Consider the following 23400-nt stretch of genomic DNA (forward strand, 5'->3'; position numbering starts at 1 on the left):
GCCATCATGCCGGGGTTTCGAGGCTCGCTGCGCTCGCACCTCAACCACCGGCGGGAATCCGGTCGACGACGTACTCCGCAATCGCCAGGCTCGAGGTCGCGGCGGGCGACGGGGCGTTGCGCACGCTGGTGACGCCGTCGCTGTGCGTGATCCGGAAGTCATCGACCAGGGTCCCGTCGCGCTCGACCGCCTGCGCACGGATCCCGAAGCCGGCGCGCACCACGTCGCCGGGCCCGATGTCCGGGACGTAGCGCTCTGCGGCACGCAGGTAGGAACGCACCGACAGCGACCCACGGACCTCGGTCACGCCGGTCCGCCAGTGCGTCGCCGCCATCCGCCAGAAGCCCGGCCACGTCGCGATGCTGCCCACGTCGGCGAGCCGCACCGACGATCGCCGGTAGCCGTCGCGGTGCGGCGCCATCACGGCGTTCGGCCCGACCTCGAGCGACCCGGTCACGCGCCGCGTGAAGTGCACCCCGAGGAACGGATAGCGCGGGTCGGGCACCGGGTAGACCATGCCGCGCACGAGGTCCTGCTTGGCTGCGGACACCGCGAGGTACTCCCCGCGGAACGGAATGATCCGGGGAGCCGCGTCCTCACCGGCCAACCTGCCCAGTCGGTCGGACTGGAGTCCCCCGCACAGCACCACCTGGTCGACGTCGTACGACGTCCGGCCGGTGGTCACGGTGACGCGGCCGCCACGCTGGCTGATCGCGGTGACCTCGCTCGCGACCGGCACCCGGCCGCCCGCGGACTCGACGTCCCGGGCCAGTTGTTCGGCGACCGCGACGTAGTCGGTGATCGCGGTACGAGGCGAGTGCAGCGCAGCCAGCCCCGCAGCGTGCGGCTCGATCTCGGCGAGGGCTGCGGCATCGAGACGACGGAGTCCCGGTACGCCGTTCTGCTGCGCGGTGCGCTCGAGCGTGTCGAACCTGCCGAGCTCGTCGCCATCGACGGCCACCACGACCTTGCCGCACTCGACGTACGGCAACCGGTGCTCGGCGCAGTACTCCCGCAGCAGGTCACGTCCCCGCGCGCATAGATCGGCCTTCAGGCTTCCCGGCCGGTAGTAGATCCCGGCGTGCACGACCCCGGAGTTGTGGCCGGTCTGGTGGGCACCCACGCGGTCCTCCTTCTCGAGGACCAGCACCCGGAGGCCCGGGCGACGGAGGGTCAGCTCGCGGGCAACTGCGAGGCCGACGATTCCGCCGCCGACGACTCCGATGGACTGCTGCACGCGTCCATCGTGGCAGCACGAACCCCGGTCAAGGCGTCGGTGCTTCGGCGTAGGCTGCACCCATGCGTGCGATCTGGAAGGGTGCGGTCTCCTTCGGCCTCGTCAGTGTGCCGGTCAAGCTGTACAGCGCGACCGAGAGCCATGACGTGTCGTTCCGTCAGGTGCATGCCAAGGACGGCGGCCGGATCAAGTACCAGCGCGTCTGCGCCATCGACGGCGAGGAGGTGCCGTACTCCGACATCGCGAAGGGGTACGAGACTGAGGACGGCGAGATGGTCATCCTCACCGAGGACGACCTGGCCAACCTGCCGACGACCTCCTCCCGCGAGATCGCGGTCGAGAAGTTCGTGCCGGTCGACCAGATCGACCCGATGCTGTTCGAGAAGTCGTATTACCTCGAGCCCGAGGGCACCGGTGCCAAGCCGTACGCACTGCTCCGCCAGGCGCTTCTCGACTCGAACCGGATGGCCGTGGTCACCGTCGCCCTGCGCCAGCGCACGTCCACCGCGGTGCTGCGCGTGCGCTCCACCCCCAACGGCGACGTGATCGTGCTGCAGACGATGATGTGGCCCGACGAGGTCCGGGTGCCCGACTTCTCCGTCGAGGTCGGTGACGTCAAGGACGCCGAGGTCAAGATGGCGCAGATGCTGATCGAGACCCTCTCCGGTGACTTCGACTCCGCCGACTTCGAGGACGACTACGCCGAGGCCGTCGAGTCGGTGGTGAAGGCCAAGATCGAGGGCGGCGAGGTCAAGCGCACCGAGACGTCGGCCAAGACGGGCGGTGAGGTGGTCGATCTGCTCGCCGCACTGCAGCGCTCCGTCGAGGCAGCAAAGACCTCGCGCGGCGAGGACCCGGCACCTGCGAAGAAGACTGCGGCCAAGAAGGCTGCCGCCAAGAAGTCACCAGCAAAGAAGACAGCAGCAAAGAAGCCCGCGGCGAAGAAGACCACTGCCAAGAAGGCTGCCGCCAAGAAGGCCAGCTAGGCCCTCAGTCGACCTCGTCCTCGGCCCGTTCGATCAGGTCCTTCACGACGTCGATCGAGCGGATCCGGCCGCTGGTCACCGTCGTGTCCCGGTCGGAGAACAGCGCCGTCGGGATGCCGATCAGCTCGGCGTCGTTGTTGACCGCCATACCGCCCGAGTTGCCCGGTGCGATGCGGGCATCGGTGTCGAGCTCCGACCGCGGGCCGAGGTCCGGGTCGTTGAGCACCGTCGAGATGACGCCGGTGGTGACGGTGATCGACTCACCTGAACCGGCGACGGCCGGGAAGCCGAGGACGGTGACGTCGTCGCCCGCCCGCAGCTCGCCGGAGGTACCGATCGGGACGGCGGGCAGGTCCAGCTCGCCGTCGAGGTCACTGCCGTCCGCGTTCGCGTAGATCTGGATCACCGCGACGTCGAGATGGCCGTCGGCCTCCACGACACGGGCCCGGTAGGCCGCGGGGGCGTTGGTGTCCGTCATGCCGTCAGTCAGCGAGATCAGCAGGAACTCGGGGTTGGCGATCTGCTCGCCGGAGTACTGGTCGTTGAGGCCCTCGGCCTCGGGCTCCGCGACGTGTGCGTTGGTGAGGATCAGACCGTCCTTGCGGATGATCGAGCCCGACCCGTGGTACTCGCCGGTGCTGGCCGGGTCGGAGAGCAGATGGGTCTGTGCCGAGATCTTGACGGTGGCGGCCTTGGCCGCGTCGAGCTCCTCGCCCGTCAACGTGCCCATCGAGCCGGATCCGCCGGACGGAGACGACGGGTCGGCAGACTTGTCGTCGTCGCGCCCCAGCAGCAAGGCGGTGATCAGGACACCACCGATCAGGAGGAGGCTGGCCGCGATCGCGCCGATGATCACCAGGCGCTTGCCCCAGCGCCGACGAGCGATCCGTTTCTCCTCCTCCGCCGAGGACAGGATCGGGACGAGGGTGAGCTCGGGCCCGGCGACCGGATGGCCCAGACGCAGGCTGATCCGTTCGTCGAACTTGCGGGTCGTGACCCGGCGGCCCTCGGCGAAGGTGCCCTCGTTGGACAGGTTGGTGTAGGTCCAGCCGCCGGGGAACGGGTCGATCCGACCGTGCACGCGCGAGCAGGCGGGGTCGCTGATCACGACGGTCGAGTCGCTGCGACGGCCGACGGTGATCTGGGTCGGGTGGCGGAACCGGTGCTCACGCCCCTCGGCCACCAGGAGCAGGTCCGGACCGGTCCGCGGTGCGGCGGGCGCTCCGGCGTAGCCCTGCGCGCCGACTTGGGGACGCGGCGCGGCCGCCAGGATCTGGGTGGCGTCGTTGCCCGGGATCGAGGGTGGCAGACCGGGGGCTCCTGCCGGACGCGCGCCCGGCGGTGCGACCCGCGTCGACGGGTCGGGCGGTGGCACCGACGACATGGGCGGCATGGTGAGCTCGTCGGGCAGGCTCGGCATTGGCGGGATACGCGACGGCGGTCCGGGCGCGGGCATCGGCGGAGGCGGGGGCGCGGCCAGCGGCGGGGCCATCGGTGGGACGGGCGCCGGCGCCGCAAGGACCGCCGATGCGTCGTACTGCTCGGCCGGGACGATCGTCAGCGTCGCCCCCTCGGCCGGGGGTCCACAACGGACCGAGATCCGCTGCTCGATCGGGAAGTCGGTCACCCGCTCGTCGTCGACATAGGTCCCGAACTGGCTGCCGTTGTCGACCAGCACCCAACCGTAGGCCGACAGCTGCAGCTCGGCGTGCTGGCGCGACACCGATCCGGCAGTGAGGACGACGTCGGCCTCGATGGCTCGACCGATGCGATAGACGGGCTTGCCTTCGAGGCGAAGGACACGACCGTCGACCTCGACCACGAGAGCAGACATGCGCGTCACCCTATGCGGTCGCCCCGGGCGTCGAACCGCTCGGTCGACGCACCTGAACGGTGGAGTTGCGGATCTGGATCCGGGCGCCGTTGACGAGCTCGATGGTGCGGTCCGGCTCGAGGAGGAAGTTCTGGCCGCCCGGGTACGACACGGGCCAGGAGAAGTCCGAGGCGTTGTGCAGACCCCATCGGTCGGGGGCTTCCGGGTGCTGGCGCACCTGGGCGAGCACCGTCGGGTGGTCGATGCCGGAGGTGAGGTGGTCGGACCGGATCGTGGTCTGCGGTCCGACGGCCACGGTGCGCCGGCCGACCTGCAGGACGTACGGCGGCCGGACCTCGGTCTGGTCCTGCCAACAGGTGACGCTGTCCTCCGCGGGGCTCCAGAAGTTCGTGGTCCCACAGGTGGGGCAGGCCAGCAGTCCGTCGCGAAGTCGGTCCATCGCCTTGATCCACTGGCCCTCGGTCACCCGCGCACCCGGGTGGTCCAGTCCCTCGGTGAAGGCCTGGACGAAGAGGTCGCGCAGGAACTGCGGGTAGATGTTCCAGTACTGCTGGACGATCTGCGCCGGCCGGTTCTCCGCGCGGCTCGGATGCATGCAGAACAACGGCTCGGTCCCGAAGTGGGTCATCAGCCAGTGCGCGTCCCGCATGCCGGCGTCGGTGCGCGCGCCTTCGAGCGGGTGCCCCAGGAACAGCGAGTAGAACAGCAGCACGGCCAGCGAGTGCCGGTCGGTGTCGGTGTTCGGCAGCGTCCGGTACGTCGTGTCCCGCACGACCTCCGGCGCCATGAAGTACGGCGTCCCGAGGACCCGCCCGGTGCCGTTGTCGATCCCGACGTTGTCGTTGTCGCAGATGAGCACGTCACCGTTGGACGGGTCGAAGAAGACGTTGCCGAAGGAGATGTCGCGGTAGCACAGGCCACGTGCGTGCAGACGCAGGAAGCTGTAGCTCAGCTGACGGCACAGCTCGATGATCGAGGAGAAGGAGACGTCGAGCGGTTGCCCGTCACGGTCCGCGTTCAGCAGCAGGAAGCTCAGCTCGAGGAAACGCTGGTGCCTCAGGTGCATGACGTAGCCGAAGCTCGGCTCCGTGCCGACCCGCGCCATGCTGAGCGGCCACAGGAAACGTTGGTGCGGGGACCCGATCTCCACCAGCTGCTGCATCTCGTCGTACTGCTGCGAGGTCGCGCTCTCGGGCTTGTACCACTTGAGGGCCAGCGGCTCCCCGGTCTCGCGCCGGACCTCGAAGACGTAGCCCTGTCCGCCCTGGCCGAGCAGTGACGTCACCCGGGCGCGGCCCAACGGACCGAGATCGACCTCGACGCCCTCTGCCAGCACCATGGGTGTGCCCGACCTCCGTAATCGCTCTGCTCGACCTGCGTGACAATGTATAGCCTCGACAGATTCGGGGAGGTTGAAACACAGCCCGACCGACCGGTTCAGCGTTAGCGTTGGTCGACAGGCCCCGGCAGGCCGACCTGACCACCCCGATCCATCGGAAGGAGGGCCCCGATGAGCGACAGACTTGGCGGTGCGCTCGCGCGCAAGCCGCTGCACTTCATCTTCGTGCTCGACGTCTCGGGCTCCATGATGCGGGGCGGCCGTATCCAGGCGCTCAACAACGCGATCACCGAGGTCCTCCCCCATCTCAAGGACGAGGCGCGCGCCAACCCGCACGCGGAGCTGCTGATCCGGGTCCTCGCGTTCGCCAACGAGCCGCAGTGGATCATCGAGGAGCCCACGCAGGTCGACCAGATCCACTGGAAGCGCCTCGAAGCCGTGCCTCGCGGCTTCACCGAGCTGGGCAGCGCCCTGCAGACCCTGGCCGGCGCGCTCGACCACCTCGACGAGAGCAACAGTGCCTTCCCCCCGGCCATCATCCTGGTGTCCGACGGACGCCCGACCCAGAGCAGCGGGGTCACCTTCGCCGAGGGCCTGCAGTCCCTGCTGAACAACCGATGGGGCGCGACCGCCGTACGGCTCGCTCTCGGCGTGGGCCGCGATGCCGACATGCACTCGCTACGTCGGTTCGTCGGCGACGAGGACATCCCGCTGCTGCGGGCCGACAACCCCGAGCAGCTCGTCGAGTACATCGTGTGGGCCTCCAAGGCCGCCAGCAAGGTGGCTTCCCGCCCGGTCGTCGGTCCGGGCAGCGGTGTGACCGCCGCGCCCCCGAGCCCGATCGGTGACCCGATCTGGAGCACCCTCGGATGACACACCGCTGGACAACGCTGTCCGGCACCACGATCGGTTCGGTCCACGTTCGCGATCAGCTGCCGCTCCAGGACTCGGTCCTGACGTGGAGTGACTACGAGAACGGCCAGGCCGTGATCGCTGTCGCCGACGGGCACGGACACAAGCTGCACTTCCGAAGTGACGTCGGATCCGCGCTCGCGGTCCTCTGCGCGGTCGAGGAGCTGCGGCGGACGCTGACCGCCCTCGCCGCGCTCGGCGAGGGCGTGGATCACGCCGCCGCCGAGGACCTGGTCAGCGCGGCCGGCGCCGCACTCGTGGACAGCTGGGTGGCCAAGGTCGAGCATCACCTCCAGGCCCACCCCTACTCCGCCGCCGAGGATGCGCTCGGCGCGAGCGCCGACCCCCTGCGCGCCTACGGATCGACGGTGCTCGCCACGGCCGCCGTGGGCGACCTGGTCCTGTTCCTCCAGATCGGCGACGGTGACTCCGTGCTGGTCTCGGCCAACGGGGAGGCGTCTCGGCCCCTGCCGGAGGACCCCGATCTCGATGGACTCCACACCAGCTCGCTGTGCCAGGCGCGACCGATCGATGCCCTCAGGGTCGCCGTCGTGGACGCGCGGGTCGACGACGTCGCACTGACCTTCCTGTGCACCGACGGCTTCGGGCGATCCCGGGTCGACGCCGACGGCTGGTGGCGTCAGACCGGTGAGCAGCTGCTCGAGTTCAGTCGCAGCCGCGGTCTGGTCTGGGTGCGCGAGCAGCTCCCCGAGTGGCTCGCCGAGCCCGCCCTGATCGGAGGCGACGACACGACGATGGCACTGATGGTGCGCACGGACGTCGGGGGGATCAGCCGGCCGGACCTGGCCGACACGATTCCCGTGCCTGACTGATCGGCCTGGGCCTCAGTCGCTGGGCCTCAGTCGCTGGGCCACCAGTCCTCGAGCTTCTTCAGGTCGCCGTCGAAGCTCCAGGCCACGCCGTAGCAGTAGCAGTCGGACAGGCTGTAGTCCCAGTACAGGGTGGCGGTGTCGCCCTCCTTGTTCCGGTAGGCGTAGTACGCCCCCTCGGCCTTGCCCTCGCCGAACTTCCAGGTGCCGCCACCGCCCTGCTTGCCACCGCCGGTGCCGGCCTCCTCGTACTTCCCCTTGTAGTACAACCGGTCCGCGCGCATCCCCTTGCGGGTGGTGTAGCGCCCGACCGTGACGACGATCCCCTCGACCGCCGTGCAGGAGCTCTCCTCGGTCTCGTCGACGAAGAAGGTGCGCTGGCGTGTGCACTTGGAGACGTCCATGTTGATGTTGATGAAGTCCCGCAGGACCGGGTGCTGCGGGTTCGTCGGCTCCGGGACGCGGGGCGAGGTCGCCTTGTAGCTCGTCGTGACGGTGTCGATCTTGACGCTGCCCTCGCCGGTGATCGTCGCGGACTGGAGTGCCGCCGTGCTGTCCCAGTACATGAGGGCCGGGTTCGAGCTGCCGCCCCGTTCGGGGTCGAACTCGTAGAGAGCGGTCGTGCCGTTGTCGGCCGTCAGGGTGCCCGCACGATAGTCCAGTCGTGCCTTCCGCGCCGCGGTCAGCGACGCCTCGTCTGCGTAGGTGACCAGCTGCAGCTTGCCGGCACTGATCACGCAGTCGACGACCTCGGCCTGTCCCGCGGCCGGGGTGCCGGCAGCGCAGTCGCTCGTTCCGGCGCTGATCGTGGAGGCCAGTGCGTTGTAACGGCTGTCCAGCGCAGCGGCGTCGACGTCCACGCCGGGAGTTTCGCTGGTCTCGGTCGACCTGCCGTCGTCCGTCTTGCCGGGATCCTCGTCACCACCGCTGGCGATGACGAGCCCGGTGACAGCGCCGCCGACCGCCACGACACCCGCGACTGCGGCCGCGATCCAGACCACGGGACTCTTCTTCTTCCGGGGCGGCCCGCCGAAGCCGGGGGCCGGCGGATAGCCGCCCGCGACGCCGTACGCCGGGGTGCCGTACGGCGTGCCCTGGGGCGCTGACTGATGACCGGGCAGCACGGTCGGTGAGCCCGTCGGGGGTCCCGGCTGCGGCGGCCACGCCGTCGCCGGGGACTGCATCGGCGGGACGGGCGGAGACTGCAGGGGCGGGCCGGAGGGCGGTGGAGCCGAGGGGAGGTGGGACGACGGCGGTCGCTGCGAGCGGTACCGCAGGATCACGTCCTCGGGCACCTTGCCCACGGCGTACCCGAGGACAGCGGCTGCCCAGCTCGACGCAGCCTGGTCATCGCCACCGCGGTCGCGGGCCAGGCGCTGACCGGCTGCCTCGACCGCCCGGAACGGGTCTGCACCACCGTCGACCATGGCCGAGAGCGGCGTCAGGACATCGAACCGGATCGCGTCGACGAGCAGGTTGATGTCGCCGGTGCTGGCCTGGTCCTCCTCGAGGACGTCGTCGAGGACACCCCGGAAACCATTCGCGTCGGCGAAGATCGACGTGCCGTGGGCAGCAACGAGTTCCCGGATCGCCTCGTGCAGTTCCATGCCCTGAGACCTCAGCCCTCAGACCGCGGAGCCGAGCTCGCTCGCCAGGCCCGAAGCACTGTCGGCCACCTCGGCAGCCGTGCGCGGGCGGGCCGCGACGTCGGCGTTGAGGCACGAGGCGATCAGGGTGCGGGCGGCGGGCGGGAGTGAGTCCACCAGGGTGGGTTGCGACGCCAGGATCGAGCGCACGAGCAGCAGCGGTTCGGTGCCCTTGAGGTCGCCGTAGACGCCCTTCCCGGTGATGGCGAAGTGCAGGCACGCGCCCAGTGACCAGATGTCGCTGGCCCGCGAGGCCTGGGCCCCCAGCATGATCGCGGGGTCGGTGAACTCCAGGCCGATCTGGCCCAGGCCCGTCGTGACCATGCCGGGCGAGAGCAGCTGCGAGAGACCGAGGTCGGCCAGCCGGCCGCCGTCGTCAGCGAGCAGGATGTTGGCAGGCTTGATGTCGCGGTGCGCGATGCCGCGCTCGTGCAACGCGTGAGCCGCCAGCGCTGCGTCCCGAACGGCTGCCACCCGGGCGCCCGTGCCGATCTCGACGTGCGGGTTCTCGAGCGAGCCGTGCGGGAGGTACTCCATCGCGTAGTAGAACGCCCCGCCGTGGCGGCCGGCGTCGTAGACCGCGACCAGGCGGTCGGAGTCCGCGACGCTGAAGTGCTTGAGCTCGCGGGTGGCGCGCCGGAAGGCGTCGTCGGAGGTCGGGCCGGCGATCACCTTGACCACGACTTCCTCAGCACCGATGCCCAGCCGCGCTGGGGCCTTCGAGAGATAGTTCGTGCCGTAGTTCGACTCGCCCAAGGGGCGCACGAACTCGTAATCAGCGATTCCCTGCACTCGATCCTCCATGACTGTCGGGCAGGCCGCGGCGCGACCGGACTCCAGCATGGCACGATGCCACGGGACCAACACCCGGAAACCCCCCGTCGCGTCGCGGAAGTGCAAGGATTCAGCAAGCGCCGCATCGGGTAGCGGGTGTAGCGTTCCGCACGCATTCAGCGATCTAGGAGGCACGTTGATCGAGCCCTCTGCAGCATCCGTGGTCCCCACCACTGACCCCTCGACGTATCTGCCCGCCCAGGCCATCACCGGTGACCTGACCGACCAGATGCTCGAGACGGACTTCTGGACCGATGACCTCGTGGCAGCGGCAGGCATCCCGATCGTCGACGTTCCGTTCGTGACCGTCGGTTCGGGCATCGGCAGCTTCGTCACCGTCGACTACCTGCGCATCGCCGGCGTGCCGACCTCCCAGATCCGGGTGCTCGGAACGCTCGACAAGCCGTGGCAGACCTACGAGTACCTCACCCGGGTCTCCCAGGTGCCGCGACCGGAACGCCTGCGCTCGGACTCCGCATCACGCCCCGACAACATCTGGGGCTTCCCGTCGTACGGCTTCGCCGAGGGCGTGCGCAAGTTCAACCTCAAGGTGTTGTGGCAGCTCTTCAGCGAGCCGATCTTCGCCGACTACTACACGCCCAAGGCCGGCAACGTCTTCGAGCAGCTCGAGCGCGAGTCGAACCGCATCGGGTACGACGAGATGCTGGTCAAGGGCCTGGTCCGCATCGTGCGGCGGCGGTACGGCGGCGGGTACTTCACGATCCTGACGCCGCCCGAGGGCGCGTCGGCCACCAAGCGCGTGGCCTTCCGGTCGCAGTACGTCCACGTCGCCGTGGGCTATCCCGGGCTCAAGTTCCTGCCCGAGCTCCAGCGCTACCGCACCGAGAACAACGACTACCGGCACATCGTGAACGCCTACGAAGCGCACGAGCACGTCTACGAGCGACTGATGCAGGTCCCGAGCACCGTGGTGGTGCGCGGAGGCGGCATCGTGGCGTCACGGGTGCTGCAGCGACTGATGGACGACCGGCTGCTGCACGGCGCGCAGACCAACATCGTCCACCTGTTCCGGACCTACATCAACGGCCCCAACGACGGCTACGGCAACGAGGGCGACCCCCGTCCCGGCGGCGGCAAGCCGCGGATGTTCATGCGCCGCCGCGGTGGCGACGGGTGGGCCTACCAGGGCTTCAACTACCCCAAGTCGGTGTGGGGCGGACAGCTCAAGGCCCAGGTCCGCAAGCTCGAGGGCGAGGAACGCGCCGAGCTCTACAAGCGGATGGGTGGCACCAACACCCCGTGGCGCAAGCTGTGGCAGAAGCAGATGAACCAGGGCCGCCGCGAAGGTTGGTACACCCCCGTCGTCGGCGCGGTCGAGGACATGCAGCCCAGCGGCGAGCGGATCGTGAACCACGTCCGCACCGCCCAGGGCACCGTCCCGATCGAGGCGGACTTCGTCATCGACTGCACGGGTCTGGAAGCCGACATCGCCGAGCACCGTCTGCTCAAGGACCTGCTCGAGCACGGCGGCGTGACGCGGAACCCTGTTGGCCGCCTCAACGTCGACCGATCGTTCGAGCTGATCGGCACCGCGTCCGGGACCGGCGCGATGTACGCTTCCGGTTCCTCGACGCTGGGCGGCTACTTCCCCGGCGTCGACACGTTCCTCGGACTGCAGGTCGCTGCCCAGGAGATCCAGGCCGACCTGCGCAAGCGCGGCTTCGGCAAGCGGATCGGGCCGGTGCGCTCGACCCTGCAGTGGTGGAAGTGGCTGGCAGGGAGCGCCCCGTGAGCGACGCTGCCCACTCGACCCTCCAATTCAGCAAGGGAGTGCGCTGATGTTGCCCACCCTGAACGGCCGGCTGCAGACCCGCATCTTCATGCTCGTCGTCTTCGGCGGTCTGATCACCCTGGCGCTCACGCCGATCCTGCCCGGTGACCCGGACTACAAGACCACCTACATCATCCTCGCGACCGTGCTGGTGCTCGGGATCGTGTGGGAGCTGATCTACCACGGGATCCAGCAGTTCCGGTGGGAGAAGGACTGGCCGACGATGTTCGGCCTCATCACCGCGCTCAACGAGGGCGCGCTGGTCTGGTTGCTCCTCGACCTCGAGCTGGTCCCCGGCATCGACGGAGTCCCCGACTTCTGGGCATTCCTCATCGACTTCTCGGTCATCTGGTTCGTGGTCTGGATCTGGACCAACGGGCCCATGCGCGTTCCGTTCATCCGGTGGCGCTTCTTCGGTGGAAGGATCATCTGATGCCCATTCCCGCCACATCTGCAGAGGACTGGTCGAGCGCGACCGTCGTACCCGGATCCGGCGAGGGCACCCTCGCCCGGATCGGACCGGTCGTCCTCCTGGTCGGTTCCGACCAGCCCTCGGTGGTCAAGCCCTACCTCGAGCACGCCCAGATCGTGGCGGCCAACGGCGGCCAGGGTCGCCAGCTGGTCCGGGGATACGCCCTCATGCTGTCGACCGCGGTCGAGCAGTCCCCCGGCTTCGCGGCGCTCGCCCCGCACACCACCGGCCTCGCCGTGTTCGTCGACGGCGACGTCACGGTCACCATCAACGACCAGACGATCTCCGGCGCCGACTCGCTCGCGTGGGTCGAGCGCCTGATCCCGTGGCCGGTCGAGTCCGTGACGGTCACGCTGCCGGGCGCTGCCGCCCCGGCCGACGGATCGACGTACCGCCTCGACGGCGGCGTGATCCCGGCCGGATCCTTCACCATGCCCTCGGGAGCCGGTGACGCCATGATGGTCGTCCAGCCCGTCGCCATGACCGACGAGCCGATGATGGCTCCGGCCGAGCCGGCGGTGAGCGAGGAGGCCGGCCACGAGGACCACGATCACGGGCACGGGCACGGCCACCCCGACACCCCGGTGTCCGACGCCGCTGCCGCGATGGTGGTTCCCGTCGCAGCTCCCCCGGCCCCGCCAGCGCCGCCTGCTCCCCCGGCTCCGGCCGCCCCCGTCGCACCGCCTGCCGGTCGCCCGCTGCCGCCGGTTCCTGCCGATGAGCACGTCAACTTCCAGTCCGTGCTGATCAGCGACGTCGACGACGACATGGACGACTTCGAGCCGCTGCCGATCGTCGAGAACGCCGCGCAGGTGATGGAGGACAGCCCCAGCGAGCAGGTCCGGGGCGTCTACTGCAAGAACCGCCACTTCAACGACCCGCGGGTGCTGTTCTGCGCCGTGTGCGGCATCAACATGGTGCAGCAGACGCCGGTCCTGGTGAACGGCTCACGGCCGCCCCTGGGCGTGATCGTGCTCGACGACGGCTCCGTCTTCCAGCTCGACACCCCCTACCTCCTCGGCCGGGACCCGAGCGGCGACGAGCGCATCCACAACGGCGACTTCCGGCCGCTGCCGATCATCGACCAGTCGAACCAGGTCTCACGGGTGCACGCGCGCCTGGAGATGCGCGGTTGGGACGTCGTGCTGATCGACAACAACTCGACCAACGGCACGTTCGTCCACGTCCCCCGGACGCCGGACTGGGTGCGGATGCAGCCCGGCACCGAACAGGTCCTGGTCCAGGGCACGCGGGTGCGCATCGGCCACCGGACGCTGGCGTTCAACACCCACGCGGGAGCGTCACACTGACGCTGTCGACCCCAGGGGTACGACGGCGAAGTCGACCGGTGCGGCGTCGAGCTCGGCCCGCACCCGGATCCCGGGCGTGCCCGATGCCGTGAACGACCCCAGCTCCGTGGGGACCGCGGCCAACGGGCCGGCGTCAGCGTCCGACGCGGCCAGCCGGACGCCGCGCTCGGCCAGCGCGCTGCGGGCCGCGGCCTGCTTGCGACCGCCGTCGCCACGCACGTCCAGCGTGGTGCCGCGCGAGACGGCGATGCGGGCGCCGAGGACGATGGCCGCCTCACCGTTGACGTCGCCGGACCAGTGCACGATGACCGGGGCGTCCGTGTCCTGAGCCGGAGTGCCCGCAGGCACCACGGCGACAGGAGACTCGTTGGCCGCGACGACACCGTCGAGTGACGGGTCGTCGGACCATGCGACGAGGCCCTGCGGCTTGAGCACGGCCACCAGCTCGACGAGGTCCTGCTCGACGTCCGCACTGGCGTGGGCGATCACCCGCACCGGGATGCCGATCTCCTCGCCACGACGTACCAGTACCTGCTGGCGCTCCATCGCGGACGCCATCTCGGCCAGCTCCAGGGACAGTCCACTGCCGACTTCGAGCGCTCGGCCCTGCGGCTGCAGGTCGGCGACCACGATCTCGGCAGGGTGTGCTCCGGCGAGCTGGGCTGCCGCGACCTCGACCAGGACCGAGTCGTCCTGGTCGGTGCGGGACAGCACCAGGATCCGGTCGACGGCTTCGGCGCCGAGCGCAGCACGCTCGGCTTCAGCGATGTCCCGGGCCACCCGGCGCTGCGGATACGTGAAGTTGAGCAGCGGCCCCGTCATCACGGTGGTCACCAGCGCCATGATCACCATCAGCGTGAACAGCTCGGGGCTGAGCAGGCCCTTCTCGAGGCCGACGTTGAGGATGATCAGCTCGGTCAGCCCACGGGTGTTCATCAGCAGGCCGAGCGAGCTGGCCTGCCAGTGCGGCACCTTCTGGAGCCGCGCGCCGACGTACGCGCCGACGTACTTGCCGACGATGGCGACGGTGAGGATCGCCAGCAGCGGAATCAGGTGCTTGGCGCCGAGGCCCTGGATGTTGACCTTGAGGCCGGAGATCAGGAAGAAGACCGGCAGCAGGAGCAGCACCGAGATCTGCTCGAGGCGGACCAGGATCTCGTGACGCATCGCGGCGGCCTGCTCGTGGGGAATGATCGCGCCGAAGAGGAACGCCCCGAAGATGTAGTGGATGCCGAGCACGTCGGTGGTGGCCGCGAAGAGCAGCAGGCCGACCAGCACCACCGACATGATCGTGGGGGTCAGCTCACCCGCCTTGTGATAGGCCTTCGTGAGGGTGCCGAGCGCAGGGCGGACCACGAAGATCGCGAACAGGACGAACGGGATCGCGAGATAGATCGCCCAGCTCGGGAGGTGGCCGTGGCCTCCGTCGACGCCGGCGATCGCCAGCACCACGGCGAGCAGCGTCCACGCGATGATGTCGTCGGTCGCGGCGCAGGCCAGGGCGAGGCCACCGGTCTCCGTCCGGTGCATGCGGCGGTCGGTGAGGATCCGCGCCAGCACGGGGAATGCGGTGATCGACATGGCCGCGCCCATGAACAGCGCGAACGGCCAGAAGTCGGCGTCTGCCGGCTTGAGTGCCTCCGTCGCGTTGCTGTTGACGAAGATGTGCGCCAGGCCGATGCCCAGCGTGAAAGGCAGCAGGATCGAGCAGACCGACACCGAGCCGGCGACCTTCTCGCGACCCTTGATCAGCTTGATGTCGAGCTCGAGGCCGACGACGAACATGAACAGCACCAGACCGACACGGGCCAGCACGTCGAGGTAGCCGCGCTGGTCCAGCGGGAACAGCTCCTGGCTCAGCTCCATCCCGAGCAGGCTCGGACCGAGGAGGACGCCGGCACCGATCTCCCCCACGACCGGCGGGATGCCGATCTTGGAGACTGCCTTGCCGGCCAGCCGGGCCACCACGATGATCAGCGCCAGCTGCGCGAGGATGATCGAGATGTCGAGCACGGGCCCCTTCGCGGGGGCCACCAGCAACGCGTTGAAATCGAACAAGATGAGCCTCCTGGGACGGGGTGCGCAGGTCAGACTATGGGCTTGTCCCCCGAAAGTGCAGGGATGCACCTCCTGCACGGCAGGAATCTCAGGTGGTGTCCCAGCGGAACAGTCGTGCGGCCAGGGCGGTGACCACGATCGCGAACGTCGCGAGGATCGCAAGCGGCACCACGGCGGCCGACGGTCCCTCGCCTCGGACCATGACGTCGAGCATGCCGGTGTTCAGGTGCTTGAGCGGCAGCAGCTCCGAGAAGCGCTGCAGCCACTTCGGGGCAGCGTCGAGCGGGAAGAACGAACCGCTCAGGAACGCCATGGGGAGCACCAGGAAGTTCGCCAGGTTGACCGCGCCCTCCGTGGTCTTGGCCAGCGCTCCCGCGAGCAGGCCCAGCGCCATGAAGCACAAGGTGCCGACGACCACCAACGGGATCGCCATCCACCACGAGCCGGTCAGGGTGAGACCGAAGGCAGCGGCGCCGAGACCGAGGAAGATCGCGAGCTGGCCGAGGGCGATCAACAGCGTGACAGTCACCCGGGCCCCCACGATGGTCCCCGTCGTGACCGGCGCGAGCTGGAGACGGCGCAGCAGCTTGGACTGCCGCCAGCCCTGGAGGGTGGCCGCCGCGCCGATCGCGGCGCTCATCGCCACCGCCCAGCCCAGGAGTCCGGGGGTGACGTACTGGATGGTGCTCAGGGAGTCGTCCTCGACCTGCTCCGCCTCGAAGCCGAACTTCGGCGGCTGCCCTGTCGCCGCGACGTTGGCGCCGTCGACGAACGCACGCAACGTGCCCTGGGTGATGGCTGCCTTGACCTGGTCGGTCTGGGTGTAGTGCGCGATCACCTTGTCACCGCGCTGTTCGAGCGCGACGTCCGCATCGCCCTTGCGGACTTCCTCCAGCGCGGCGGCCAGGTCGTCGTCCTTCGTGACCTCGAAGGTCTCGTCAAAGGCGCCCCGCGCGCCGTCGGGCAGGTCATCGATCAACGCCACCTGGCCGACCTGGATCAGGTCCACCTTCGACTGGTCCTGGTTGGCGAAGAGTCCGCCGAAGAGGACCAGGAACATCAGCGGGAACAGCACCGTGAAGAACACCGAGGCGCGGTCGCGCAGGAAGCCGCGCAGGATCGCCAGGGAGAGCGCCCAGAACGGTCCCCTCGCCCGCCCGCTCACGCGCGGTACTCCCGCCCGGTGAGCGACAGGAAGACGTCTTCGAGGGTGCCCGGGGTGTCCAGCTCGCTGATCAGCACAGCGGGTGTCTCGAACCGGAGGATCCGGCCGTGGTCCATCACCGCGACCCGGTCACAGAGCGCCTCGGCCTCGTCCATGTAGTGGGTCGTGAGCACGACGGTCCGGCCGCTGTCGTTGATCGACGCGAGCAGGTCCCACAGGTTGCGCCGCGCCTGCGGATCCAGCGCCGCCGTCGGCTCGTCGAGGAACACCACCTCCGGGTCGTGCACCAGCGCGCACGCGATCGACAGGCGCTGCGCCTGGCCGCCCGAGAGGTCCTCCACCCGCGTGTCGACCTTGTCGGTGAGCCCCACGCGCTCGAGCCACTCGTCAGCGGGGCCGGAGCCGACGCCGTACAGACTGGCGAAGGTGCGGATCTGCTCGCGGGTGGTGAGCCGTTCGAAGAAGGACGACGCCTGCAGCTGGACGCCGATCCGGGGCCGGAGCCCCGCATTGCGCGGCCAGACCGGCTCGTCGAGGACGTGGACCTCCCCACCGTCGGGGCGCCTCAGCCCCTCGATCATCTCGAGCAGCGTCGTCTTGCCGGCGCCGTTCGGGCCGAGGACACCGACGAACTCACCGTCGGCGACCTCGAGGGAGACACCATCGACGGCCACCAGTTCGCCGTAGGTCTTGGTCAGGTTCCGAGCGCTGATCGCAGCCATCGCGCTCGACCCTAACCAACCCCCTCAACACCGGGCGTCAGGCCAGTAGGCCCCGCACCACCCGGAGGCCGACCGACACCTTGGCGATGTCACTCGGTTCGTCCTTGCACACCGCCGTCAGGGACGAGATCGCCCGTTCGACGACCCCACCGGTCTCTGCCTCCCAGGCCGCAACCCTCCGGTCCGCGGCCTCGTGCGGGTCGGCGGCTTCGTCATCGACCGTGTCCGCGGTCGCGGCGAGCACCTTCCCCGTGAGCTGGGCGTGGACGGCGTGCAGGTCGTCGCGCAGTGCGGCCCGTGCCATGGTCTGCCACTGGTCGGCCCGCGGCAGGGCGACGATCTGCTGCTGCAACGCCGAGACTCCGAGCCGCTCACCGAGGACGAAGTGCACCCGGGCCACGTCGGCCGGGTCCAGTCCGTCGCGGACTGCGATCTCCACGACGTTGAGCAACGCGTACGCGACGTCGTACGACGCCACGCGGGCCGCCAGCTCGGACGGCACCTGCTGGCCCTCCAGTGAGCGCCTCCGGGCCTCGTAGGCAGCGAGCTCGGCACCGGTCAGCAGGTGCGGGAGCTCGAGCATCGTGGCCTGGACCGGCGCAGCGAACAGCTCGACGGTCGCCTGGCTGTCCAGGGGCGGACGCCGGTTCGTGAGCAGCCAGCGCGAAGCGCGCTCGACCAGCGTGCGCATCTCGACCCGCATCCGGGTCTGGACCGCGGCGTCGAGCACGTTGTCGAACTGCTCGAGCTCGCGGCGCAGCGGCAGCGACCCGTAGATCTCCCGGGCGACGAAGTTGGCCCGGGTGAGCTCGGCGGCACTCGCACCGGTCTCCCCCGTCAAGCGCGGCCAGTAGGTCATGCCGGCGCCGTTGACCAGGTCGTTGACCACCTGGGTCACGATGATCTCCCGGCGCAGCGGGTGGACGGCGATCTGGTCGCGGAAGCCGGCCTGGACCGGCTCGGGGAAGTAGGACTCGAGGTCCAGGGTGAGATACGGGTCCTCGGGCAGGTCGGAGGCCAACAGCTCCTCGGCGAGCACGATCTTCGTGTAGGCCATAAGCACCGACAGCTCCGGCTGGGTCAGCGCTCCCTGGACCTCCAGGCGGCGCTTCACCTCACGGGTGGCGGGCAACGCCTCCAGGTCACGGTCCAGCAGGCCCTCGGTCTCCAGGTGGTGCATCCACTGCTCGTGCACGTGCAGCAGGGAGGGCGCGTTGCGGGCGGCGTTGGCCAGCGCGAGGTTCTGGTCGTAGTTGTCGCGCAGCACGAGGTCGGCGACCTCGTCGGTCATCGACGCGAGCAGCTCGTTGCGCTGCTTTCCGGTCAGGTCGCCCTCGAGCACGATCCGGTCGAGCAGGATCTTCAGGTTCACCTCACGGTCGGAGGTGTCGACCCCGGCCGAGTTGTCGATGAAGTCGGTGTTGATCCGTCCCCCGTCGACGGCGTACTCGATCCGGCCGCGCTGGGTGCAGCCCAGGTTGCCGCCCTCCCCCACGCAGCGCACCCGCAGCTGGCCGCCGTCGACGCGGATGGCGTCGTTGGCCTTGTCGCCGGCGTCGGCGTTGGTCTCGGTGGACGCCTTGACGTAGGTGCCGATGCCGCCGTTCCAGAGCAGGTCGACGGGCGCGAGCAGGATCGCCTTCATCAGCTCGGCGGGCGTCATCTTCTCGACGTGACCGGCGATCCCCAGGGCCGCGCGGATGTGGTTGCTGATCGGGATCGACTTCGCGGTCCGCGAGAAGATCCCGCCCCCCTCGGAGATCAGCGACTTGTCGTAGTCCTGCCAGCTCGACCGCGGGAGCGCGAAGAGACGCTGCCTCTCGGCGAACGACGCCGCCGCGTCGGGCTCCGGGTCGATGAAGATGTCGCGGTGGTCGAACGCGGCCACCAGACGGATGTGCTCCGAGCAGAGCATGCCGTTGCCGAAGACGTCTCCGGACATGTCGCCCACGCCGACGACGGTGATGTCCTCGGTCTGGCAGTCGACGCCCATCTCGCGGAAGTGGCGTCGTACGGACACCCACGCGCCCTTGGCCGTGATGCCCATCGCCTTGTGGTCGTAGCCGACCGACCCACCGCTGGCGAACGCGTCGCCGAGCCAGAAGCCGTAGTCGTTCGACACGCGGTTGGCGATGTCGGAGAACGTGGCGGTTCCCTTGTCGGCCGCGACGACGAGGTAGGAGTCGTCGGAGTCGTGGCGCACCACGCGCGGCGGGGGCACGGTCTCGCCCCCCACGAGGTTGTCGGTGAGGTCCAGCAGGCCGCGGATGAACGTCTTGTAGCAGGCAACGCCCTCGGCCAGCCACGCTTCGCGATCGCTCGGGTCCGGCAGCTGCTTGGCGTAGAAACCGCCCTTCGCGCCGACCGGCACGATCACGGTGTTCTTCACCATCTGCGCCTTGACCAGGCCCAGGACCTCGGTGCGGAAGTCGTCACGGCGATCGGACCAGCGCAGGCCACCACGGGCGACGGCGCCGAACCGAAGGTGCACGCCCTCGACGCGGGGCGAGTAGACGAAGATCTCGAACTTCGGCCGTGGCGACGGCAGGTCGGGAATGGCCGACGGTTCGAGCTTCATGGAGAGGTACTGCTTGGGTGCGGCACTCGGAGTCGTCCTTGACTCCGTTGGTCGAGGAGGTTGCGCAGCAACCGTCTCGAGACCCTGGAAGTAGTTGGTGCGCAGGGTGGCGAGGATGTGGGTGAGGTAGGAACGCAGGATCCGGTCGTGGTCGAGACTGACCACCTCGTCGAGCGCCGCGCGGATCTTCGCCACGAGGTCCGCCTCGCGGTCTGCCCTGCCCTCGTCGGTGCCCGGGTCGAACCGGGTCTCGAACAACAGCACGAGCAGCCGGGCCAGGTCGACGTTGACGACCAGCGCCTGCTCGATGGAGTCGACGGCGAAGGGGCTGTTGCCCTGCTTCATGTACTTGGCGTAGGCGCGCAGCAGCATCGCCTGGCGCCACGACAGGCGCGCCCGCAGGACCAGGCGGTTGAACCCGTCGGTCTCGGTGTAGCCGTCCCACATCGCGCGCAGTGCATCGGCGAACAGCTCGCGGGCGTGGTCCGGCAGGGCGCCGGCGTACCGCAGGCCGAAGTCGTAGATGTGCGTACGACGTTCGAGGCCGCCCAGGGCGTACGGCCGCTCGTCGACGACCTCCACCCCCATCGAGGAGAGCATGGGCAGGACACCGCTCAGCGACAGCGGTTCGCCGACCCGGAACACCTTGAGCCGGGCCTCGCCCTCCTCGGCGTCGACGTCGGCGTACAGCGACTGGTCGATGCCGCTCGTGCCGGAGATGCCCTCCACCCGGCCGAGGTCGACGGCAGCGGTGCGGGGATTGAAGTCCTCCTTGTACGCCTCCGGGAAGGCGTCGACGTACCGGCGCCCCAGCAGGCCGCCGGTCTCCTCGCCGTACTCGGCAATGACGGCCTGGAGGAAGTCCTCCTGCCAGGAGCGCGACGCCTCGACCAGTCGACGCTCGAGGTCGAGGGTGTCGATGTCGTCGGGGATCAGCTCCCCCTTGGGGAGGTGGACGACGAAGTGGACCCGTGCCGTGGTCGACTCGTTGATGCTGACGTTGAACTCGACGTTCTCCGGACCGATCCGGCCCTTGCCGATCTGCTCGGTGAGGATCTTGACGAACCTGTGCCGGACGCCCGTGTTGTAGCGATCGCGCGGGAGGTAGACCAGCACCGACAGGTAACGCGCATAGGTGTCGCGGCGGATGAACAGCCGCACGGCCCGCCGCTCGCGGGCCTGGCTGGCGGCCTCGACGATCGGGGTCAGCTCGTCGACGGGCGTGTGGAACAGCTCGTCGCGCGGATAGGTCTCCAGGGTGTCGAGCAGGGCCGAGCCGTCATGGCTGCGCGCGTCCTGTCCGCTGCGCCGCAGCACCTCGGCAGCCTTCTCCCGCAGGAGCGGGATGCGCAGCAGGGACTCGGTGTAGGCAGCGCTCGACAGCAGTCCGAGGAAGCGTCGCTCGCCGACCACCTCGCCGTCGTCACCGAAGGTCTTCAGGCTGACGTAGTCGAGGTACGCCGGCCGGTGGACCGTCGAGCGCGAGTTGGCCTTGGCGAGCACCAGCAGGGTCTTCTCGCGCGCCTTGGCCTTGACCGCGTCGGGCAGTCGCCCGAAGGCGACGGAGGTGTTGCCCTCCTCCGCCTTCTCGCGCAGGATGCCCAGCCCGGTGCCGGGCACCGGACGCAGCACGTCCTCCTCCCCGTCACCGCTCTCGGCCGGCTCCTTGGCCAGGACGTACTCGCGATATCCGAGGAAGGTGAAGTGCTCGTCGGCCAGCCAGGACAGCAGCTCGCCGGCCTGCCGGACCTCGTCCGGATCGACCGGCGGAGCCTCCTCGGCCAGACCGGCGACGATCTCCGCGACCTGCGCCTGCATCTTCGACCAGTCCTCGACGGCGGCCTGCACGTCGAGGAGCACCCGGCGGCACCCCTCGGCGACCTGCTCGTCCTCACCGCCGCCACCCAGGCGGCCGATCTCGACGTGCATCCACGACTCCCGCGTGGCGCCCTCGGGCGGGGCGACCGAGCCCGGGACCACGGGCTCCGCCGAGACGAGGTGCCCCGCCTCGTCGCGTCGTACGTCGAACGTCGGGTGCACCACCGTACGGATGTCGCGCAGGTGCTGGCCGAGCTCCATGGTGAGCGAGTCGACGAGGAACGGCATGTCGTCGAAGACCACCTCGACGACCGAGTGTCCGGCCGCGGACCAGCCGTGCTCGGCGACCGTCGGCGTGAACACGCGCACCTTCGGCGTACCGGCCCTGCGCTCGAGCGCGAGGTGGTGGTGGGAGGCGAAGGCACCGTAGATGTCGACGTCGCTGCGCGACGCGAGCTCCTCGGTGTCGACGTGCCGGTAGTACGCCGGCAGCAGCACCGGCAACGCATCACGGGGTGGCCCCCCGGAGCCCTTCGGCTGTCCGGCTGCCGCAGCAGCCTGTTCGAAAATGCGGTCTCGGTCTGCCCCTGATACGGAGGCCTTGAGCGTCGTCGTTGACACCATCTCAACGTAGGCCGTCGGACGTGACCACGACAACATCGCGAGGCGACCCGTGAGTAACGATCCGGTGCGACATGATGGCGCCATGAAGTTCCACCGTGAGCTCGCCTACGAAGCGGGGTCGGCCGAAGTGTTCGCAATGCTGGCCGACCCGGCGTTCCGCGAGAAGGTCGCCGCCGCGCAGGACGTCGTCTCGATCGACGTGACCAGCACACCGAACGGCGAAGGGATGAGCATCCTCAACGACCAGGTGCAGAACACCGCTGGTCTGCCGGCGCTCGCGAAGAAGATCGCTGGCGAGACCACGCAGGCGATCATCCGTGAGGAGTGGGCCGACGCCACGTCCGGAACCTACGAGATCGTGGCGCCCGGCAAGCCCACGAAGGCGACCGGGACCGTGAAGCTCGTCGCCGACGGCGGGGTCACACGACACGTCTTCGATCTCGAGGTCACGGTGAAGGTCCCGTTGATCGCGGGGAAGCTCGAGAAGCTGATGGCCGACAACATCGACGCAGGCATGTCCGTGGAGCACTCCGTGGGCGTGGCCTGGCTGAAGGGAAACCGCTGACCATGGCGACACGACTGCTCCACACGATGGTCTACGACGCACCGATCGACGCCGTCGCAGCAATGCTGTCCGACGCGTCCTTCCGCGAGGAGGTGTGCACCTACCAGCGCGCGACCGGGTTCAACGTCAAGGTCGACGGCGACGTGAACAGCAAGGACGTCAGGATCGAGATGACCCAGCCGACCGACCGGGTCCCCTCGTTCGCCAAGAAGATCGTGGGCACCGAGGTCACCATCGTCCAGACCGAGAAGTGGTCGAGCCCCACCCGGGGCGAGGTCCACATCACGATCCCCGGCAAGCCCGGCGACCTGCGCGGCACTGCCACCCTCGTCGAGGTCGACGGCGTCACCACCGAGACCGTCGACCTCCAGGTCACGGCGAAGATACCCCTGATCGGCGGCAAGATCGAGGAGCTGATCGCCAAGCTGATCGGCAGCGCACTACGGGCCGAGGAGCGCACCGGCAAGGCCTGGCTCAGCCGGTAGGACCGTCGGGTCGTTCGGTCCGGGCGTCCTGCTCGGTACGCGCGTCGTCTCGCATCTCCTCAGCGCGTTCGGCGCGCCGACGGAAGGCGATGACGATGCCCAGGACGATGAACGGCCCGAACGCGAGCACGATCGTCAGCGCCTGCTCGAGCGGGTGCAGGGTGCCGAGATGTTGCGCGACCATGACGCTCAA

Annotated in this window: 18 protein-coding genes; 8 read left to right on the forward strand and 10 right to left on the reverse strand. The window is 69.3% G+C overall.

The features are described from left to right. Positions 1 to 40: 40 nt before the first annotated feature. On the reverse strand, positions 41 to 1237 hold the full coding sequence (gene lhgO / locus ASD84_RS05025) for an L-2-hydroxyglutarate oxidase (protein ID WP_056707252.1): 1197 nt from the start codon (positions 1235 to 1237) through the stop codon (positions 41 to 43). Positions 1238 to 1299: 62 nt separating this feature from the next. On the opposite strand from lhgO, the gene ASD84_RS05030 reads away from it, so the two are divergent. Further along, the gene (locus ASD84_RS05030; protein WP_056707253.1) at positions 1300 to 2223 is read left to right on the forward strand and encodes a Ku protein; all 924 of its coding nucleotides are present in this window, start codon (positions 1300 to 1302) and stop codon (positions 2221 to 2223) included. 4 nt (positions 2224 to 2227) lie between these two features. Here the strand turns inward: ASD84_RS05030 and ASD84_RS05035 are convergent, their stop codons facing one another. Together ASD84_RS05035 and ASD84_RS05040 are read right to left on the reverse strand one after the other, a co-directional pair. After that, entirely contained in the window at positions 2228 to 4057 is a 1830-nt protein-coding gene (locus ASD84_RS05035; RefSeq protein WP_156391587.1) for an FHA domain-containing protein, read from the reverse strand. Between the two features lie 10 nt (positions 4058 to 4067). Then, a complete protein-coding gene (locus ASD84_RS05040) occupies positions 4068 to 5396 on the reverse strand; it encodes a protein kinase domain-containing protein (RefSeq protein ID WP_056707260.1) in 1329 nt (442 codons plus the stop codon). Between the two features lie 171 nt (positions 5397 to 5567). Between ASD84_RS05040 and ASD84_RS05045 the strand changes: the two genes are divergently transcribed. Both ASD84_RS05045 and ASD84_RS05050 read left to right on the forward strand, forming a co-directional pair. Next, positions 5568 to 6269: a vWA domain-containing protein gene (locus ASD84_RS05045; RefSeq protein ID WP_056707265.1), complete on the forward strand. Its 702-nt coding sequence runs from the start codon at positions 5568 to 5570 to the stop codon at positions 6267 to 6269. Continuing rightward, entirely contained in the window at positions 6266 to 7141 is an 876-nt protein-coding gene (locus ASD84_RS05050) for a protein phosphatase 2C domain-containing protein (RefSeq protein ID WP_056707270.1), read from the forward strand. Before ASD84_RS05045 ends, ASD84_RS05050 begins: the two co-directional genes overlap by 4 nt. A gap of 26 nt (positions 7142 to 7167) precedes the next feature. Here ASD84_RS05050 and ASD84_RS05055 read toward each other — a convergent pair whose 3' ends face one another. Further along, positions 7168 to 8745, reverse strand: coding sequence for a hypothetical protein (locus ASD84_RS05055; protein ID WP_056707272.1), 1578 nt, complete (start codon positions 8743 to 8745; stop codon positions 7168 to 7170). Positions 8746 to 8763: 18 nt separating this feature from the next. Then, complete coding sequence (locus ASD84_RS05060; RefSeq protein ID WP_056707276.1) at positions 8764 to 9576, reverse strand: protein kinase domain-containing protein; 813 nt, start codon at positions 9574 to 9576, stop codon at positions 8764 to 8766. A 178-nt stretch (positions 9577 to 9754) separates the two neighbouring features. Here ASD84_RS05060 and ASD84_RS05065 point away from each other — a divergent pair, with 178 nt between their 5' ends. From ASD84_RS05065 to ASD84_RS05075, 3 genes are read left to right on the forward strand one after another with little or no spacing between them, the layout of a single operon-like run. Further along, on the forward strand, positions 9755 to 11371 hold the full coding sequence (locus ASD84_RS05065; protein ID WP_200954427.1) for a hypothetical protein: 1617 nt from the start codon (positions 9755 to 9757) through the stop codon (positions 11369 to 11371). A gap of 46 nt (positions 11372 to 11417) precedes the next feature. Continuing rightward, positions 11418 to 11843 carry a hypothetical protein gene (locus ASD84_RS05070; protein WP_056707283.1) on the forward strand — a complete coding sequence of 142 codons (426 nt, stop codon included), beginning with the start codon at positions 11418 to 11420 and terminating at the stop codon, positions 11841 to 11843. Continuing rightward, positions 11843 to 13192: an FHA domain-containing protein gene (locus tag ASD84_RS05075; protein WP_056707286.1), complete on the forward strand. Its 1350-nt coding sequence runs from the start codon at positions 11843 to 11845 to the stop codon at positions 13190 to 13192. Before ASD84_RS05070 ends, ASD84_RS05075 begins: the two co-directional genes overlap by 1 nt. On the opposite strand, the gene ASD84_RS05080 is transcribed toward ASD84_RS05075, so the two are convergent. From ASD84_RS05080 to ASD84_RS05095, 4 genes are all read right to left on the reverse strand, one after another. Beyond that, positions 13184 to 15250 carry a cation:proton antiporter gene (locus tag ASD84_RS05080; RefSeq protein ID WP_056707287.1) on the reverse strand — a complete coding sequence of 689 codons (2067 nt, stop codon included), beginning with the start codon at positions 15248 to 15250 and terminating at the stop codon, positions 13184 to 13186. The two genes, ASD84_RS05075 and ASD84_RS05080, sit on opposite strands and share 9 nt — an antisense overlap. Positions 15251 to 15338: 88 nt before the next feature. Continuing rightward, positions 15339 to 16415, reverse strand: a complete 1077-nt coding sequence (locus ASD84_RS05085; RefSeq protein ID WP_056707290.1) for an ABC transporter permease — start codon at positions 16413 to 16415, stop codon at positions 15339 to 15341. Further along, complete coding sequence (locus tag ASD84_RS05090) at positions 16412 to 17137, reverse strand: ABC transporter ATP-binding protein (protein ID WP_056707295.1); 726 nt, start codon at positions 17135 to 17137, stop codon at positions 16412 to 16414. The genes ASD84_RS05085 and ASD84_RS05090 overlap by 4 nt, the downstream gene beginning before the upstream one ends. Positions 17138 to 17174: 37 nt before the next feature. Then, entirely contained in the window at positions 17175 to 22031 is a 4857-nt protein-coding gene (locus ASD84_RS05095; protein ID WP_235530979.1) for an NAD-glutamate dehydrogenase, read from the reverse strand. A gap of 208 nt (positions 22032 to 22239) precedes the next feature. On the opposite strand from ASD84_RS05095, the gene ASD84_RS05100 reads away from it, so the two are divergent. Together ASD84_RS05100 and ASD84_RS05105 are read left to right on the forward strand one after the other, a co-directional pair. Continuing rightward, complete coding sequence (locus ASD84_RS05100) at positions 22240 to 22722, forward strand: DUF2505 domain-containing protein (RefSeq protein ID WP_056707299.1); 483 nt, start codon at positions 22240 to 22242, stop codon at positions 22720 to 22722. 2 nt (positions 22723 to 22724) lie between these two features. Next, entirely contained in the window at positions 22725 to 23207 is a 483-nt protein-coding gene (locus ASD84_RS05105) for a DUF2505 domain-containing protein (protein ID WP_056707303.1), read from the forward strand. Here ASD84_RS05105 and ASD84_RS05110 read toward each other — a convergent pair. Continuing rightward, positions 23197 to 23391 carry a hypothetical protein gene (locus tag ASD84_RS05110; protein WP_056707305.1) on the reverse strand — a complete coding sequence of 65 codons (195 nt, stop codon included), beginning with the start codon at positions 23389 to 23391 and terminating at the stop codon, positions 23197 to 23199. The genes ASD84_RS05105 and ASD84_RS05110 overlap by 11 nt on opposite strands. Positions 23392 to 23400: the final 9 nt, after the last annotated feature.

This window comes from Nocardioides sp. Root682, assembly GCF_001427795.1.
Taxonomy (GTDB): domain Bacteria; phylum Actinomycetota; class Actinomycetes; order Propionibacteriales; family Nocardioidaceae; genus Nocardioides.